This window comes from Stenotrophomonas sp. NPDC077659, assembly GCF_050268705.1.
Taxonomy (GTDB): Bacteria; Pseudomonadota; Gammaproteobacteria; order Xanthomonadales; family Xanthomonadaceae; genus Stenotrophomonas.
In genome coordinates, this window is sequence record NZ_JBNNHG010000070.1 from 1 (window position 1) to 17,755 (window position 17,755).

The 17,755-nt window shown below is 67.0% G+C and carries 14 protein-coding genes; 7 read left to right on the plus strand and 7 right to left on the minus strand.

The features are described 5' to 3' along the window. A partial coding sequence (locus ACQKDV_RS11550; protein ID WP_427783883.1) for a glycoside hydrolase family 3 C-terminal domain-containing protein occupies window positions 1-1,607 on the plus strand: 1,607 nt, incomplete at its 5' end. Between the two features lie 133 nt (window positions 1,608-1,740). Continuing rightward, on the plus strand, window positions 1,741-2,259 hold the full coding sequence (locus ACQKDV_RS11555; RefSeq protein WP_427783884.1) for a hypothetical protein: 519 nt from the start codon (window positions 1,741-1,743) through the stop codon (window positions 2,257-2,259). 69 nt (window positions 2,260-2,328) lie between these two features. Here ACQKDV_RS11555 and ACQKDV_RS11560 read toward each other — a convergent pair whose 3' ends face one another. Continuing rightward, on the minus strand, window positions 2,329-3,507 hold the full coding sequence (locus ACQKDV_RS11560; RefSeq protein ID WP_427783885.1) for a PQQ-dependent sugar dehydrogenase: 1,179 nt from the start codon (window positions 3,505-3,507) through the stop codon (window positions 2,329-2,331). Window positions 3,508-3,672: 165 nt separating this feature from the next. Here ACQKDV_RS11560 and yiaA point away from each other — a divergent pair, with 165 nt between their 5' ends. Further along, window positions 3,673-4,125, plus strand: a complete 453-nt coding sequence (gene yiaA / locus ACQKDV_RS11565; protein WP_427783886.1) for an inner membrane protein YiaA — start codon at window positions 3,673-3,675, stop codon at window positions 4,123-4,125. 117 nt (window positions 4,126-4,242) lie between these two features. Here the strand turns inward: yiaA and ACQKDV_RS11570 are convergent, their stop codons facing one another. The 6 genes from ACQKDV_RS11570 to ACQKDV_RS11595 form a co-directional block, all read right to left on the minus strand. Next, entirely contained in the window at window positions 4,243-4,587 is a 345-nt protein-coding gene (locus tag ACQKDV_RS11570) for a hypothetical protein (RefSeq protein ID WP_427783887.1), read from the minus strand. A 75-nt stretch (window positions 4,588-4,662) separates the two neighbouring features. Continuing rightward, entirely contained in the window at window positions 4,663-5,961 is a 1,299-nt protein-coding gene (locus ACQKDV_RS11575; protein WP_427783888.1) for an APC family permease, read from the minus strand. Beyond that, complete coding sequence (locus ACQKDV_RS11580) at window positions 5,958-6,719, minus strand: L,D-transpeptidase family protein (protein ID WP_427783889.1); 762 nt, start codon at window positions 6,717-6,719, stop codon at window positions 5,958-5,960. Before ACQKDV_RS11580 ends, ACQKDV_RS11575 begins: the two co-directional genes overlap by 4 nt. 15 nt (window positions 6,720-6,734) lie before the next feature. Next, complete coding sequence (locus ACQKDV_RS11585; protein ID WP_427783890.1) at window positions 6,735-7,583, minus strand: MurR/RpiR family transcriptional regulator; 849 nt, start codon at window positions 7,581-7,583, stop codon at window positions 6,735-6,737. A gap of 523 nt (window positions 7,584-8,106) precedes the next feature. Next, window positions 8,107-9,201, minus strand: a complete 1,095-nt coding sequence (locus ACQKDV_RS11590) for a dipeptide epimerase (RefSeq protein WP_427783891.1) — start codon at window positions 9,199-9,201, stop codon at window positions 8,107-8,109. Continuing rightward, window positions 9,198-10,622 (minus strand): SH3 domain-containing protein, encoded by a 1,425-nt coding sequence (locus ACQKDV_RS11595; protein ID WP_427783892.1) that lies wholly within the window; start codon window positions 10,620-10,622, stop codon window positions 9,198-9,200. The genes ACQKDV_RS11590 and ACQKDV_RS11595 overlap by 4 nt, the downstream gene beginning before the upstream one ends. A 132-nt stretch (window positions 10,623-10,754) precedes the next feature. Here ACQKDV_RS11595 and ACQKDV_RS11600 point away from each other — a divergent pair, with 132 nt between their 5' ends. The 4 genes from ACQKDV_RS11600 to ACQKDV_RS11615 all read left to right on the plus strand — a co-directional run bounded on the left by ACQKDV_RS11600 (window position 10,755) and on the right by ACQKDV_RS11615 (window position 17,622). Further along, window positions 10,755-12,221, plus strand: coding sequence for a transglutaminase-like domain-containing protein (locus ACQKDV_RS11600; protein ID WP_427783893.1), 1,467 nt, complete (start codon window positions 10,755-10,757; stop codon window positions 12,219-12,221). A gap of 49 nt (window positions 12,222-12,270) precedes the next feature. Next, entirely contained in the window at window positions 12,271-15,294 is a 3,024-nt protein-coding gene (locus tag ACQKDV_RS11605; RefSeq protein WP_427783894.1) for a TonB-dependent receptor, read from the plus strand. A 140-nt stretch (window positions 15,295-15,434) separates the two neighbouring features. After that, the gene (locus tag ACQKDV_RS11610) at window positions 15,435-16,976 is read left to right on the plus strand and encodes a serine hydrolase domain-containing protein (protein ID WP_427783895.1); all 1,542 of its coding nucleotides are present in this window, start codon (window positions 15,435-15,437) and stop codon (window positions 16,974-16,976) included. Then, entirely contained in the window at window positions 16,909-17,622 is a 714-nt protein-coding gene (locus ACQKDV_RS11615; protein ID WP_427783896.1) for a M15 family metallopeptidase, read from the plus strand. Before ACQKDV_RS11610 ends, ACQKDV_RS11615 begins: the two co-directional genes overlap by 68 nt. Window positions 17,623-17,755 lie beyond the last annotated feature (133 nt).

Here is a 17,755-nt window from a genome sequence, read left to right on the forward strand (position 1 = left end):
TCGCCGCCTATGGCGCGGTGATGGCCGGCATGGAATACAACATGGTGGACATCTCGCCGCAGACCCTGCGCGACGTGCACCTGCCGCCGTTCAAGGCTGCGTTCGACGCGGGCGCGATCACCGTGATGTCTTCGTTCAACGACATCAATGGCGTGCCGGCCAGTGCCAACGCCGAGCTGCTGACCGACATCCTGCGCGGTGAGTGGAAGTTCCCGGGCGTGGTCATTTCTGATTACACCGCCGACATGGAACTGGTCGCGCACGGCTATGCCGCCGACGACCGAGATGCCACCGCCAAGGCCTTTACCGCCGGTCTGGACCTGAGCATGCAGAGCGGTTTCTACGCCGAGCACCTGCCGGCCCTGGTGGAGAGCGGCGAGGTGCCGATGACGGTGCTGGATGAAGGCGTGCGCCGCATCCTGTGGCTGAAGGAGACCATCGGCCTGTTCGACGACCCGTACCGTTCGCTGGACCCGGCGCGCGAAGCGGATACTTCGCACATCGCCGCCCATGACGCGCTGTCGCGCGACGCCGCGCGCCGTTCGATCGTGCTGCTGAACAACCGCGACAACGTGCTGCCGCTGCAGAAGAGCGGGCAGAAGATTGCCCTGATTGGTCCATTCGTGCAGGACCGCGAGAACATCGAAGGCTGCTGGACCCTGTTCGGCGACAAGCAGCGTTACGTGGACCTGGAAACCGGCGTGCGCGCGGCCATCGGCGATGAATCGCTGCTGGAGATCGTGCCCGGCTGTGATCTTGAAACCGCGATTCCCGGCGGCACCGAGGCGGCTGTGGCCGCAGCGCTGCGCGCCGACGTGGTGGTGCTGGCGCTGGGCGAGCCGCAGCGGTACAGCGGCGAAGCGCAGTCGCGCGTGGAGATCACCCTGCCGCCGGCACAGCAGGCGCTGGCCGAGGCCGTGGCGATGACCGGCAAGCCGCTGGTGGTGCTGCTGCGCAATGGCCGCGCGCTGGCGCTGCAGGGGGCGGTGCGCAACGCATATGCCGTGGCGGTCACCTGGTACCTGGGCACGCAGACCGGCCATGCCGTGGCCGATGTGCTGTTTGGCGACTACAGCCCGTCCGGCCGCCTGCCGGTCAGCTTCCCGCAGGTGTCCGGCCAGCAGCCGTACTTCTACAACCACCCGCGTACCGGCCGCCCGGAACTGCCGACCATGTCGGAGTTCAAGGCACGCTGGCGCGAGATTCCGAACGAACCGCTGTACCCGTTCGGTCACGGCATCGGCTACGCCACCTTCGCCTATGGCGTGCCGCAGGTGAGCGCGGCCCAGCTGGGCTGGGACGACACCCTGACGGTGACCACCACGCTGACCAACACCAGCGCCGTGGCTGGTGAGGAAGTGGTGCAGCTGTACGTGCACGACCGCGTGGCCAGCCGCGTGCGGCCGGTGCGCGAGCTGAAGGACTTCCGCAAGGTCGCCCTGCAGCCGGGCGAGTCGACCGAGGTGAGCTTCACCCTGCGCCGCGAGCAGCTGGCCTTCACCGGCCGCGATGGCGTGCTGCGTGCCGAGCCGGGCCTGTTCGACCTGTGGGTCTGCGCCTCGTCGGCTGCCGGTGAAGCGGTGCAGTTCGAGCTGCTGAAGGGCTGACAGCTGCCGCAAAAAGGGGACGGAGGGGATTAAGCCGTTTGTGGCACAAACGACTTAATCCCCTCCGTCCCCTTTTTGTTGTCCTCACTGGGGCGGGGCTACCATCGGAGACTTGATCCGATGGAGTCCGCGCATGCGCACGACGACTTTCCTGATTCCGGCCCTGCTGCTGGCCGCCTGCTCGCAGCCAGCACCGCCTGCCGCGCCGGCTGCCGATGTGCCGCCGCCGATGACCGGCGCCACGCCGGCAAAGGCAGCCGCCAGCACCACGCCCGATGCGGCTGCGGCCGGAGAGGGCGATGCCCGTGCCCGTATCGACACGGTGCTGGGTGAGACCGCGCAGTACGAAAAGGTCTTCAACGCCTTCAAGGCCGCCGTGGTCGGCGGAGACCGCGCGGCCGTGGTCGAGCAAGTGCGCTTCCCGCTCAATGTCACCGATGGGAAGAAGATCACTGGCCCGGGCGAGTTCCAGCGCAACTACGAGAAGATCATCACCCCAGCGGTGGTCAAGGCGATGTCCGGACAGGATTTCGGCAAGGTCTTCGTCAATCAGCAGGGCGTGATGATCGGTGATGGCCAGGTCTGGCTGACCGGTGAGTGCCTGGACACGGCCTGTGCCCGGTCCGAGGTGAAGGTCAGCACCATCCAGTAAACGGGAACGGCCCCGCATGCGGGGCCGTTGCTGAAGGGGCGATGCCGGCCAGCGGCCGGCATGACCGGGTCAGGCTTTCGGGGTGAGCTTCAGCAGGCGGGCCTTGCTGCCGTCTTCCAGCAGCCACAGTGCGCCGTCGGGGCCCTGTTCCACTTCACGGATGCGTTCGCCCATGTTGAAGCGCTCGGCTTCGCGCGCGTTGTCGCCGTCAAACGCCACCCGCACCAGCGAGGTGGACGACAGGCCGCCGATGAAGGCGCTGCCCTTCCACTGCGGGAACAGGTTGCCGCTGTAGAACATCAGCCCGGCCGGCGAGATCACCGGGTTCCATGTGACCTTCGGTGCGGCGAATTCCGGACGGGTGTCGTGGTCGGGAATCGGGCGGCCGTCGTAATGATCGCCGTTGGAAACGATCGGGTAGCCGTAGTTGGCACCGCGCTGGATCAGGTTCAGTTCGTCGCCACCGGCCGGGCCCATTTCCTGCGCCCACAGCTTGCCGTTGGCATCGAAGGCGATGCCCAGCACGTTGCGGTGGCCCAGCGACCAGACCTGGGCCGCGACACCGCCCTGCGAGGCGAACGGATTGTCCGCCGGCACGCTGCCATCGTCATTGAGACGGATGATCTTGCCGAGGTTGCCGCTCATGTCCTGGGCAGGATCGAACTTCTGCCGCTCGCTGGAGCTGATCCACAGCTTGCCATCGGGGCCGAACGCCAGACGGTGGCCGTAATGGCCCTGCCCGCTGACCTTGGGTGTCTGCCGCCAGATCACCTTCAGATCCTTGAGCGCACCGCTGCCATCGGCGTTCAGCGCCAGGATGGCCCGGGCGACGGCGGCACCGCGGGTGTCCAGCGTGCCTTCCTCGGCGTAGCTGACGTAGACCACATTGTTGCGGGCGAAGTCGGGATGCAGGATGACGTCACCGAAGCCGCCCTGGCCGCCATAGGCCACCTTCGGCACGCCGGTGATCTCGTGCTTCTGGCCGCTGGCCAGGTCCAGGTGCTGCAGCTTGCCGCGCTTTTCGGTGACCAGCAGGCTGCCGTCGGGCAGGAAGGTCATCGCCCACGGCTGGTCGAAGCGGCTGACCTCGGTGGCGGTGAACGGGCGCTGGTCGGCGCTGGTCGCTGCCGGCGAGGACTGGGCAGCCGGCGTCGTGGCCGGGCCGGCGGCATTGCAGGCGGAGGTGGCAAGGATGGGCAGCAGGCTCATGGCGAGCAGCAGGGGCGTACGTTTCGCAGGACGGGTCATGGGTATCTCCAGGGTGGGGATGCGGATGGCCATACCCCGTTGTACACCACCGCAGTGAAGAGTCGCGTGGTCCAAAGGTCCTGCTGCCCCCTGTGCGGCGCGGGGCCAATGGTCTACGGTGGGGCATCCGGGCAAAGCGTGCCCGTTGTCTGCCAAGGAACTGCAATGCAACCAACTGTCACTCCCAAGCCGTCGCCCGCCTTCATCGCCGCCTCCTGGGTGGCCCTCCTGCTGGGCGCGGTGGCCTACCTGATCGGCCTGTTCAACGCCGACATGGCCCTCAACGAAAAGGGCTACTACCTGACCCTGCTGCTGTTTGGCCTGTTCGCGGCGGTGTCGCTGCAGAAGAGCGTACGGGATCGGGTGGAGAACATCCCGGTCAGCGGTCTGTACTACGCGCTGTGCTGGTTCGCCCTGCTGTCCTCGCTGCTGTTGCTGCTGGTCGGCCTGTGGAACGCTACCCTGGTGCTGAGCGAGAAGGGCTTCTACGGCATGGCGTTCGCGCTGTCGCTGTTCGGCGCGGTGGCGGTGCAGAAGAACACCCGCGATCTGATTGCAGCCAATGCTGGTGAACCGAGCCGCACGGTAGCCATGCCGCCGCTGCCGGAACGCGAGTAACGGCAGCTTCGTAGATCCACGCCATGCGTGGATGCTCCCACGATCCGTCGAGCAAGCTCGACGCTGCGACGGCCGAAGCAGCCGAGCGTGGGCTCGGCTCTACAACGGGCGCGCGTGTCAGCCAATACGCCCCAGGCGTGGGTCCACGGTGTGCGCTTCATCCCAGCCACGACGCACGGCCGCACGGGCCTGCGCCCATTCCAGGCGGCTGCGGCCACGATCGCTGGCCCAGCGCGATTCCAGCTCGCGCTCAACCTCTTCGTAGGCGCGGATCACCTGGTCGGCGCGGGTCTCGTGGAAGCGCGCGGCATGCCCGACGTGGTAGGCCGGTTCATAGTCATCGAACAGCAGGCTCGCGTCGTAATACGGCTCGGCGCTGTAGCGATCGCGCCAGTAGTCGGAAATGGTGTCGCGCGGGGTGCTGTCATCCGGCACGCGGCCGGGAATCTGGTAGTCGGGCATCGGTCGGGCTCCATGGTGGACGAAGCCTGATGGTGCCCGCGCCGCGGTTAACCGCCCGGGCCGGTTGCGTGAAGATCAGGTCGCGTCGGCCTTGCGCGGCAGCAGGTAGATCACCGCACCGATGGCGAAGGCGACCAGCGCGGCGGCGATGTTCTGCCAGCTGGCACTGGCAAACAGGCCCACGCACAGCAGCAGCGCCAGCACCGGAATGAGCGGACCGCCGGGCAGCTTCAACGCGCCGGGCCGGTCGGCATAGCGCTTGGCCAGCACCAGCACTGCCGCCGCCGTGCCGATGTAGGCGAACAGCCGCGTGGTCATCGACAGCAGGGCCAACTGCACGAACGAACCGGACAACGCCAGCCCCAGCGCGATCAGCCCTTGGCAGAAGATCGCGGCGGCCGGCGTGCGGAAGCGCGGATGCACCTGCGCCAGCACCTTCGGCCCGTAGCCATCGCGCGCCAGGGCGAACAGGAAGCGCGGGCCCATCATCATCGTGTTGCTGTTGGTGCCGAGGATGGAGATGGTCGCACCGACGGTGAGGATCAGTGCCAGGGCTTCGCCACCGAAACCGGCGGCGGCATCGGCCAGCGGTGTGGCCGAGCTGGCCAGGCCGGCCAGCGTGCCCTGCGCCACCAGCTGCACCGCGCCGTAGATGACGGTGACGGTGACGATCATGGTGATCAGCGCGAACGGGATGTCGCGGCGCGGGTTGCGGTACTCGCCGGCGGCGGCCGGGATGTTCTCGAACCCGGCGTAGGCGTACAGCAGCAGCAGCGCGGCTTCGCCCATGCGCTGCAGGTCGTGCGGGTCCGGGCGCTGGCCGGAGAACGCCAGCTGCGGGTCGATATGGAACGCGCCGATGGCCACGAACAGCAGCAGCGGCAGCATCTTGCCGATGACCAGTACGATGCCGGTGCGGGCGGCCGAGCGCACACCGATGATGTTGACCCCGGTCAGGAAGCCCAGCGACACCACGATGACCGCGATGCGGCCCATGCCGGCGCCGGCCCACGGCCAGAACCGGGCAACGGCATCGGCCAGTGCGTTGCTGAGCGCGGCGGCCGAGCTGATGCGGGTCAGCCAGATCATCCAGCCGATCTCGAAGCCGGCGAAGCGGCCGAATGCTTCGCGCGCGTACAGGTAGCTGCCGCCGGGTTCATCGAAGTAGCTGGCAGCCTGCGCATAGCACAGCACCAGCAGGGCTACGACGATGCCGGCGGCGACCACGCCCCACAGGCTGAAGGGCCCGAGCAGGGCAACGGTGGCGGCGGGCAGCAGGTAGATGCCGCTGCCGACCACATCATTGATCGACAGGCCGACGATCTGCCAGCGGCTGACCGCGCGCTGCAGCTGCGGTTCGTCCTGTGCGCTCATTTACCTGCCCCGGCCAGCGCGGGAAGCTGCCATTGCGCCTGCAGGCGCGCGTACTCGGCGCGCGGCAGCAGCACGAAGCGCGGCGTGTCCTGCGGCCGCAGCCAGTCCAGCAGGGCCTGCATGCGCGCCTGCGGCATGGCCGTGCAGCCGGCGGTGGCCTCACCCGGCTGACGCCACAGGTGGGCGAAGATGCAGCTGCCCTTGCCAGGCTGGTTCTGCGGGTTGTGCGCGATCACGAAGCCTTCCTGGTAGCGCACGTCGCCGTTGTCGTGCAGGTCCAGCCGCATCGGTTCGGTGGAGCCCTGGACGGCCGCGCGGCCCACCTTGGCTGCGTCGACGATGCGGTTGTAGAACGGTGAGGCCGGCACATCCATGCAGTAGCTGGTGTCGAGCATCGGCTGGTAGGCCATGGCGGTACCCGGGCGGGTGCCGGCGTAGCCGAACGCGCTGCCCAGGGCGAATACGCCTGCCGGGCTGCGGCCATCGCCCTCCTGCTTCTGCGGGCCCTCGCCCTGTGCCGGGTGCAGGCCCAGGCCCCAGGCGCTGCCACTGCGGCCCAGCGCGACCGGGAAGGCCGCGCCGTGTGCGCGCCAGCCCTTGCCATCGCGCACGAACGCCTGCAGCTGGCCCTGGGTGCTGTCCCAGCCCTGGCTGGTGACGACGATCAATTGCCGCGCCCCGTCCAGCGGCGCAGCATGCAGGGACAGCGACGCAGCCAGCAGCAGGGCGGCGGTGACAAGGCGGGACAACGGCTTCATCAGCAGGCGCTCCGGTCAGGAATCGAGCAGGTGGTCAATGCGTTCCAGATTCACTGCCAGCTGCCGCTGGCGGTCTGGATTGGCGTGGCAGAGCAGCACGAACAGGAAATCGAGCAGGGCATGCATGGCGCTACGGTACAGCAGCTGTGCCACCTGCGGCGTGCGGTCGTACGCGCACACCGCCAGCGACGCATCGGCGTGCGCGCGCAGCGGGTTGGCGGTGTGGCGGGTGATCGAGACCACCTTGCCGCCCACGTTCTGGAACTGCCGCGACAGGTGCGAGAGCTGCGGCAGGTTGCCGTATTCGGAAAACACCAGCAGCGCATCGCGCGGGCGGGCGGCAGACAGGTTGGCCAGCAGCAGGACCGGGTCGGTATGCGGCACCACCAGCAGGCCGAGCAGGGACAGCCGCATGGCGAACTCGCGCGCGAACAGGCCGTCGTCGCCCAGCCCGTAGACGAACAGCTTGGGCGCGCCGTCCAGCAGCCGAACGATGCGCTCGATCTCCTCGCGCGGGTTGGCCTGGCGGGTCTCTTCCTCGGCCTGGGCCTTGCTGCGGCGCAGGGCCTCGCTCAGGCGCAGGTAGTGATCGCCGCTGTCCGGTTCGCTCGGCGCCTGCTGCGGGTCGGCACCGGCGCGGGCAACGTCCTGGCCGATGGAGTACTTCAGGTCCGGGTAGCCCTTGAAGCCCAGCTTCTGGCTGAACTTGACCACGCTGGACTGGCTGATGCCCAGCGCGCTTGCCAGCTGCTGCGAGGAGTAGTCGCGCAGCAGGTGGGCGTTGTCGAGGATGAAATCGGCGATGCGGCGTTCGATGGCCGACATCTGCCCACGCTCGGTACGTATTTTCAGCAGGGGCGGCATGCGGGGCGTCCGGGGGGCTGCAAAGGCGTTGCGGTTGGCCGCGTAAAGCGAATTATGGGGTGGGTCGGGCGGGTGGGGATTGCGGGGGACGCCGCAAGTACGTCCGTGTAGGCTTGGCCGCGCTTGCTCGTTTGCGCTGTCCTGCGCACACGGCAAGACCGGGGTTGGGCGTCCTGCCCAACCCGCCCGAGGCATGCCTCGGGCCCATGCGGCGGACACCCCCGCAATCCCCACCCGCCCGACCCCGGACAGATCGCGCGCGTGCCAGCTGCGAAGGGGTTACGGGGTAGGGCAGAAGCAAGAGCAGGTGCATCCACGCATGGCGTGGATCTACTGGGTGCAGCTGTTGCTTTGGGCGTTGAGTCCGCCTTGTAGCGGGCCGAGGAGCGCAGGGTACCGGCGTGCGCAGCACGGCGGCTCGCGGATGGCGGAGCGTTTCTTTTGGTTACTTTTCTTTGCGCGCAAAGAAAAGTAACGCGCGACCCAGGATCAGTTGAGGACCAAGCCAGCCGCAAGGCGCAAGTCAACCCAGCATCTCCAGCCCGCGTACTTCGGTGATGCCCAGCCCCGGCACGTCGCTGATGCTGATCTCCGATTCGTTGAACTGCACGCCGCCGCTGACCGGGTCGAACTGGCCCAGCGAGGGGCCGTCCAGGTCGACCTTGGTGATCACATCGCTCTTGGCCACGGCCAGGTGCACGGCGGCGGCCACACTGATGCTCGATTCGATCATGCAGCCGATCATGCATGGCACGCCATAGATGCCGGCGATGTCGGCAACGCGGATCGCATTGGACAGTCCGCCGGTCTTCATCAGCTTGATGTTGATGATGTCGGCCGCGCGCTGCTGGATCAGGTCCATCACCTGGCTCGGGCTGAACACGCTTTCGTCGGCCATCACCGGCGTGTTGACCCGGTCGGTCACGTACTTCAGGCCGATGATGTCGGCGGCCTTCACCGGCTGTTCCAGCAGTTCCAGCACCACGCCGGCATCTTCCAGCGTGCGCATGGCATGCACCGCCTGCTTGGCGGTCCAGCCCTGGTTGGCATCCAGGCGCAGCAGAGCACGGCCCTGCACGGCGGCGTGGATCGCTTTCACCCGTTCGATGTCCAGGCCGATGTCCTTGCCGACCTTGATCTTCAGCGACTCGAAGCCACGTTCGATGGCCGACAGTGAATCGGCCACCATCTTGTCGATGTAGTCCACGCTGATGGTGATGTCGGTGGTGATGACCGGATCACCACCGCCCAGCATCTGGTACAGCGGCGCGCCATGCAGCTGCGCCCACAGGTCGTACAGCGCGATCTCCACTGCCGCCTTGGCACTGGTGTTGCGCTCCATGGCGGTCTGTACCAGCGTGCACAGGTGGTTGAGGTTGACCACCTCCTGGCCGATCAGGCGCGGGGCGATGAAATGGCGGACCGCTTCGATGATCGAGCCGTGCGTATCGCCGGTGATGACCGCCGTGGCCGGTGCTTCGCCGTAGCCGGTGTTGCCGGTGTCGGTGCGGATCAGCACCAACACGTCTTCCACGGTTTCCACCGTGCGCAGCGCGGTCTTGAACGGTGTCTTCAGCGGCACGCGCAGCATGCCCAGTTCGATGGCGGTGATCTTCATTCGGTAGTCTTGGCCCGCAGGCGCTGGATGTTGGTGATGCGGTCGATGTAGCGGACAGTGTCGCTGGCCATCATCGGCTCCAGCGGCGTGACTGAAACACCATTGAGATGGGCCTGTACGCGCGTGCCGTCAGCATCGAACCAGCTGCCGCCCGCCGTATCGTGGATGACCCAGGTGCGGCCGTCGACATGGCCGATGGCCATCATCACGTGGCCGGGGATGTAGACCAGGTCGCCCACCTGCAGGGCGGTCACGGCGCGGTCGCGCGCGGCCTTTCCGGTCTTTTCAGTGAAGGGTAGGCGGTCCAGCGCGGGGCTGATCGCCTGCGCACTGGTATTGCGCGGCAGCAATACGCCGAAGCTGCGGTAGATCTCCGACACAAAGCCACTGCAGTCGCGGGTGTCGTAGTCGTGGCCCCAGCCGTAGCGTTCACCGAGGAACTTGAAGGCCTGCTGCAACAACAGGCGCGGGGTCAGCGGCAGGTAGTCGCTGGCGGTGTCCTGCGAACGCGGCAGCAGCGCAGGTACCAGCTTCAACTGGCCATCGGCTTCGCGTACCGGCAGCTGCACCACCCAGGCGGCGTGCGCCTGCTGGCCGTTGACCGGTGTGGCGGCGGGCCAGTCGGCCAGCACCGGCAGGCGCACGCCCATGTCCAGCTGCAGGCGCGATACACGCGGCTCTTCCGGGGTAAACGCAGTGGTTGCCGTGGCGCCGGTGACGATGCGGTAGGGACCCTGCGTGCCATAGCCCAGCACGCTGGCCTTCTCGCCGGTGGCCACCGATTCGGCGTCGATCCAGGCGCTGTAGCGTTCGCTGTGCACGAACAGCCAGCGGCCGTCGGCGCTGCGATGGATCACGGCCACCTTGTCACCGGGGAACAGCGCCGATTCCTGGAAGCGGTCAATATCGGTATCGCCGGTGCTGCTGAAGACGCGCTGGCGGGTGGGGAAGGTGCGCAGCGCGGCGCGCTTCACCACCAGGCCATAGCGCGGCGTGGTCTGTGCGGTGATGTCATCCAGGCCCAGGTTGGCCTCGATGGCGGCACGCAGGGTGGCTGCGATGGGCTGGCCGCGCTCGTCATACAGTGCCCGTGTCGGCCACGTCGACAACGCGGTGATGCTGGCGCGTACCTGGGCAGCGGGGAGCTGCGCAGGTAATGCAGCGATATCCTGGATGTGCGCGTCCTGCGCCCGCATGCGTGCGTTCTGCGCATCGATCCGCGCACGGTCCAGGATCGGCGCATCGGCGTTATCCAGGCGCGCGGCCCAGTACTGCGGCGTCAGGTAGGCCTCATGCAGGCCGATGACATAGGGCAGCGGCGCGCCGGGATCGGGGGATGGTGCCGCCTGTGCGAATGTCGGTGCAGCCAGCAGGCACAGGGCCAAGGTGACACGGCGCGTTACGCGGGAAGCCAGGATCATGCGTTGCACATCCTCCTCGAATGCCTTTGGGAATAGTTATTCCTTTCGCCTGCGAAAGCAAGAATAAATTATTGACCTCTCATCTGCGCCGTGTTACACAGCCGTTACCACCCGCGCTGGGGAAGTGTCGCCGTGGATCCCGCCGTTCGCAAACTGCGTCTGCCTGCTGCTGCCGGCTTGTGTGCCGCGCTGCTGCTGTGGGCATCGTCAGCTGCGGCGCAGGACATGCAGGGGCAGGGCGCGGGTGAAACGCGGCTGATCGATCTGGTCGACGCCGGTCGCTTTGCGCAGGCCGACGCCCTTTTCGCAGCGGGCGGGCTGCCTGCCACGGCGGCCTGGCAGCGCGAACGCATGCGCCGCATCCGCTTGGATTTCAGCCTGGACGAGGCCGCAGCAAAGGCCGCCGTGCGCCGCTGGATTCCCGATCTGACCGATGCCGAGTTCGCGCGCTGGGATCAGCTCGGCCTGATCGAACACCTGGATATCGATGGCACGCGCGGGTACTTCAAGCGCGCGCCGTCCAACCTGTTCCTGCTCAGCGATGAAGCACGCGCACGCCGTCGTGCCGATGCGCCGATGCCTGCGCCGGGCCCGAATGAAGTGCTCAACGCGCACCATGCGCGCGTGGTTGCGGCTGCTGCCCAGAGTGGCAGGACGTCGGTGCTGCCGCAGCGCACTGCCTTTGCCCAGTCGCTGACGGTGAAGGCCGATGCGGTACCGGCCGGCGAAACCATCCGTGCGTGGATTCCTTACCCGCGCGAGATTCCCGGTCAGCAGGAACACGTGCAGTGGTTGGGCAGCACGCCGAGCGCCGCACGCGTCGCCCCGGTCAGCACCCTCCAGCGCACGGCCTATCTGGAAGCTACTGCGGTTGCCGGGCAGCCCACCCGCTTCGAGATCCGCTACGCCGCCACGATCTCTGCGCGGCACGTGCCGATTGATCCGGCCCGGGTGCAACCCACGCCGGCCGACGCCGCGCTGCAGCCGTTCCTTGCCGAGCAGCTGCCGCACGTGCGCTTCACGCCGGCACTGAAGCTGTTTTCCGACCAGGTCCTGCAGGGCGAGACGCGCCCGTATGAGGTGGTGCGCCGGCTGTACGCCGCAGTGGATCGCATCCCTTGGGCGGGCACACGCGAATACGCCACCCTCAGCAACATCAGCGATTACGCGCTGCGCGCCGGCCACGCCGACTGCGGGCAGCAGACCCTGCTGCTGATTGCCCTGCTGCGCATGAACGGCATTCCCGCGCGCTGGCAGTCGGGCATGGTGTTCTCCGATGACGGCAGCGGTTACAACAACCTGCATGACTGGGGTGCGGTCTACCTGGCGCCGTATGGCTGGCTGCCAATGGACGTGACCACCGGCGCACTGGCCAGCGAAACGCCCGCCCTGCGCGACTTCTATCTCGGTGGCCTGGATGGCTACCGCATCGCCTTCAACGATGATTTCGGCCAGCCCCTGGTGCCAGCCAAACAGCATTACCGCTCGGAAACGGTCGACTCGCAGCGCGGCGAGGCCGAGTGGGCGGGCGGCAACCTGTACTTCGACCAATGGAACTACGACTTCCAGTGGCAGGTACTGCCGGCCGGGCAACGCTAGCGCACCACCTCCACCACCACCATTCAATTCTTGCAGGAGAGAGCAGGGGATGAAGGCATACAGCATCAAACAGGCGGCGTTGTGCGTCGCTCTAGGGGCATGTCTGGGCGTTATGCTGCCCGGCGTGGCGATTGCGCAGAACGTGAGTGGCGCGGTGGCAGGCCGGGCGACTGCGGGTGACCAGGTCACCGTGGTCAGCAGCAGTACCGGCCTGACCCGCACCGTCACCGTTGCCGCCGACGGCAGCTACCGCCTCGGCCAGCTGCCGGTGGGCGACTACCAGCTGCAGCTCAGCCGCGACGGGCAGAAACTGGGTGAGCAGGTGGCCGTCAGCGTGGCGGTGGGCGGTACCACCACGGTCAACCTGGCCAGCGCCGGTGGCGTGACCAACCTCGATGCACTGCAGGTGACCGGCACGCGGGTGATCAACCGCGTGGATGTCCATTCCACCGAAACCTCGTTCAACATCAACCGGCAGGAAATCTCGCGGTTGCCGGTGGCCCAGGATCTTTCCGCCGTGGCATTGATGGCGCCGGGCGTGGTCGGTGGCAACTCATCCTTCGGTGGCCTCTCCTTCGCCGGTTCCTCGGTGGCCGAGAATGCGGTGTTCATCAACGGCCTCAACGTCACCGACATGTACACCCGGCGCGGTTTCAGTACTGCACCGTTCGCCTTCTTCAACGAATTCCAGGTCAAGACCGGCGGCTACTCGGTGGAGTTCGGCCGCTCCACCGGTGGTGTCATCAACGCGGTGACCCGCTCGGGCAGCAACGAATTCGAAGGCGGCGTGGAAGTGACTGCCGAGCCCAGCGCGTGGCGTGCCAGCGGGCGGGATCACTTCCATCGCGACGGCACCGCGCATTCCTACGGCAGCCGCGACAACAACTCGTTCTTCAAGACCAACGTCTGGGGCTCGGGCCCGATCATCAAGGACAAGCTGTTCTTGTTTGCGATGTACGAAGACCGCAGCGACAAGGGCCACAACACCTCGTCCGATGGCAGCACCTGGTTCAAGAATGATTCCGGCAACGGCTTCTGGGGCACCAAGCTGGACTGGAACATCAACGACAACCACAGCCTGGCCCTGCTGGCGTTCTCCGATGAGGGCGATGTCACCAATGCGTCCTACGGCTATGACTGGGACGATGACCAGATCGGTGCATGGGGTGGCGACTCGGTGACCGAGACCGGTGGAATAAACTGGTCGGCCACCTACACCGGCCACTTCGGCCAGAACTTCACCGCCCGTGCCATGGTCGGCCAGAACAACCAGCGTGCGTTCACCCATTCCTCGCTGGACCAGGCCTGCAGCCCGGTATTCACCGACAGCACCTACGGTACCCGCCTGTACAAGCTGCAGGGTCTGCGGGCCGGCTGCCATCCCACCGGCACTGCCGTGGCCGAACGCGATGACACCCGCGATGTGGCGCGCCTGGATTTCGAATGGCAGCTGGGCGACCACCTGCTGCGCTTCGGCCTGGACCGCGAGCTGATGACCACCGACCAGTCGACGCGCTACCCGGGGCCGACCGCGCTGAGCTACACCGCCTACGTCGCGCGGCCCGGCGATGAAGTGTGGGATGGCGCCAACGCCTACGTGCCGGCCGGCGTCACCGAGATGCTGCGCGCACGCAACCGCCAGTCCGGTGGTAAATTCGAAACCGAAGCCAATGCCTTCTACCTGGAAGACATCTGGAACATCACCCCCGACCTGATGCTCAACCTCGGCATCCGCTGGGACCGCTTCGAGAACCGCACCGCGCGGGGCGACGCCTTCATCAAGATGGACGACCTGTTCGCCCCGCGCGTGGGTTTCTCCTGGGACATGCGCGGCGATGGCAGCACCAAGCTGTTCGGCAACGCAGGCCGCTACTACCTGCCGGTCACCAACAACATCAACGTCAACTTCGCAGGTGGCCTCACCGACGAATACAGCTACTACGTGCTGGAAGGCTGGGAGCAGAAGACCTCGCCGACCGGTTCGGCGTACATGTCGCCGATCATCGGCGCGCAGATCGGGCCGACCGACACCCGCATGAACACCGGCGGCGCGGATCTGCGGCAGAGCGTGGACCGCGACCTGAAGGCGGTCTACCAGGACGAGTACATCCTCGGTTTCCAGAGCATGATCAACGCGGCCTGGTCCTGGGGCGTCAATGCCACCTACCGGCGCATGACCCGCGCACTGGATGACATCCGCATCAACTACACCCCGTGCGGCCCGACCCCGAGCACGCTGTGGCCGATCGGCAACCCCGGCGAGTCGTTGACCCTCTGGGGCGACCAGAGCATCGGCTGCGCGCAGGAAGGCTGGATCACCATCGACACCGCCAGCAGCGGCTACCGCAAGGGCGGCAGTGGCGAGGTCATCGGTTATTCCAAGCCCAAGCGCACCTACAAGGGCCTGGAACTGCAGATCGACCGTGCCTGGGACGAGAAGTGGATGCTCAACGCGTCCTACCTGTGGTCGCGCAGCGATGGCAACTTCGAAGGCCCGGTGAACTCCGATACCAACTACGGCGACACCGGCATGGTGCAGTACTGGGACCACCCGGCCACCAACGAACGCTACGGCGTTCTGTTCAACGACTTCCGCCACCAGTTCAAGCTGCGTGCGGCGTATGCGCTGAACAAGCAGTGGTCGTTCGGCACCACCGTGCAGGTGCAGTCCGGCGGCCCGATCACCGCCTATGGCGTGATGTGGCCCAATGACACCATCGCCGGTGGCAGCACCTCCAGCGAAGGCAGCGGCGGTGGCACCGGCTGGCTGTGCGTGGCCAACTGCTCCGGGCCGTATGGCCAGCGCCAGTTCGAGTACAGCCCGCGCGGTGCGTTCGGTCGCCTGCCGTGGACCTGGACGATGGGGGCCAACGTCACCTGGCGTCTGCCGGTGGAGGGTATCGACCTGAGCGCGCGGCTGTCGGTGTACAACCTGACCAACAACCAGAAGACCATCAATGTGCACCAGCGCTATGAAGCACAGCCCGGCCAGTACCGCGAAGCCACCTTCGCTACCGGCACGCGCTGGCAGGCACCGCGGTACACGCAGCTGGTGGTGACGTGGAACTTCTGAGGCACGCTGCGCGGGTGGCCGGCAGCCCGGTAGAGTCGAGAATGCTCGACTGCCTTTCGCGGGTTGTCGGACGCCGGTCAGTCGAGCAGGCTCGACTCTACGGGCACGCGGCCGGCCGTCGTTGCCGAGGCTACGCATGCATGGCCGCGGTGATTGTGTTGCCGGCGGTGGCGGCGGAATCGACTGCCACCGCCGCCATCGATGCCGATGTCGCCGCCGTCGTCCAGCACGAGCACCTGCCCGGCCTGGCCATGGCCGTGGTCGAACAGGGAAAGGTGGTCTACCAGCACGCCGAAGGCACACGCGGTGATGGTGGGCGCATCGACGAAGACACGCTGTTCAAGATCGCCTCCAACAGCAAGGCCATGACTGCCGCGCTGCTGGCACGGCTGGTGGAACAGGGCAGGCTGCGCTGGGATGACCCGGTGCGGAAGCACCTGCCCGGCTTCACCATGCACGACCCATGGGTAGGCGAGCACCTGCAGGTGCGCGACCTGCTCATCCACAACAGCGGCCTGGGCCTGGGCGCCGGCGATCTGATGCTGTGGCCCGAACCCAACGCCTTCACCCGTGCCGACATCATCGCCGGGCTGGCCCACCTCAAGCCGGTCACCAGCTTCCGCAGCGGCTATGCCTACGACAACCTGATGTACGTCGTGGCCGGCGAAGTGGCGGCGGCTGCTGGTGGCAAGCCCTATGACCAGTTGATGCGTGAGCAGGTCTTCATGCCTTTGGGCATGGACCGTTGCCAGGTGGGCGCGTGGTCGGTGGAGCGTGTTGGCAACGTGGCCCAGCCGCACGCCTGGCGCGGGGGCCGCAACGTGGTGGTCAATGCCGATGGCGCGACCAGCCCTGATCTGACCTCGATGGCTGCCGGCGGCATCCGCTGTTCGCTGCGCGACATGACGCGCTGGATGCAGGTACTGCTGGACCCGGCGCTGGTGCCGGGCTGGCTGGGCAGCGACCAGCGACGCACGCTGTGGACCCTGCACATGCCGATGCCGCTGGGTGAGCGCCAGCGTCGCTGGGACAACGCGCATTTCTACGGTTATGGCTACGGCTGGCGTGTGTCGGACATGGATGGGCAGTGGAAGGTGGCACACACCGGAACGCTCTCGGGCATGTATTCCTCGCTGGCCCTGTTGCCGGACCGCAAGGTGGGCGTGGTGATGCTGATGAACGGCGAGGGCGAGGATGCACGCACGGTGCTGATGCAGGCGATGCTGAAGCGCTTCACTGCCCCTGCCGAGGGCCAGACTGCCACCGGCTATCTGCAGGCGTTGGCCGACGAGCGGGGCCGCACCGATGTGATCGGGCCTGTTGACGGGCATCTCGATCCGATCGAGCCAGCCGGTGCCAGCGCGCTGAAGTCGCAACAAGGGCGCTACCGTGATCCCTGGCTGGGCGAGGCCACGTTGTGCCCGGTTGCGGGCACGCTGCGGTTCGAGGTGCTGCGTTCGCCGAAACTGGCAGCGGCGGTGATGCAGCAAGGGCAGCGCTGGCGGTTGCACTGGGATAGGCTGGAGCCATCCGCGCAGGCATGGCTGCAGCCCGATGGCGGTGCACCGCCCACGCTGCAACTGCGCGCCATCGATCCGGACATCGACTTCAGCTATGACTTCCAGGACCTGCATTTCACTCGTACTGGCGATTGCCCTGGCGGGCAGCACGCACGCCGCTGAACCCCCGCGCATCTCGCCGGCCACCGATGCGGCCAGTGCCGGTCTGCTGGAGATCCGTGCGCTGGCCCCGCAGATCGACCTGGATATCCGCTACGCCAGCCGCAACAATTTCACCGGCGCGCGGGTGCCGGGCTATGACGCGCCGTCGTGCTATCTGCTGGCCCCGGTCGCCAAGGCGCTGGCCGCGGTGGAAGGCGACCTGCGCGCCGAGGGCTACGCGCTGCGCCTTTACGACTGCTACCGGCCGGTACATTCGGTGCAGGCGTTCATGGCCTGGGTGAATGATCCGCGCGAGCGGTCGCGCAAGGTGCTGCAGTACCCGGACCTGGACAAGCCGCAGTTGCTGGCCGATGGCTACATTGCCGAACGCTCGGGCCACAGCCGCGGTGCGACGGTGGATCTGGGCCTGCTGGACTGCCGCCGTGGCGCGTGCGTGGTGATGGACATGGGCACCGACTTCGATTTCTTCGGCGTGCGCGCGCATACCGATGCTGCCGGGCTGACAGCGGCACAGCGGGACAACCGGCAGCGGCTGCTGCAGGCGATGGCGCGGCGCGGGTTTGCCAACTACCCGCAGGAGTGGTGGCACTACACGCTGCAGCCGGAGCCGGATGCCGACACCGCCTTCGATGTTCCCGTGAGGTGATGTTTTCTGCAGGGCTTGCAGCCCTGCACCCGCTAACGTCAACGTCAACGTCAACGTCAGAAGCGGCATTCCGTGGGATGGCGGGGTGGGTCCGGTTGAGGGGGACGGCGTGAATACGTCCATGTAGCCTCGG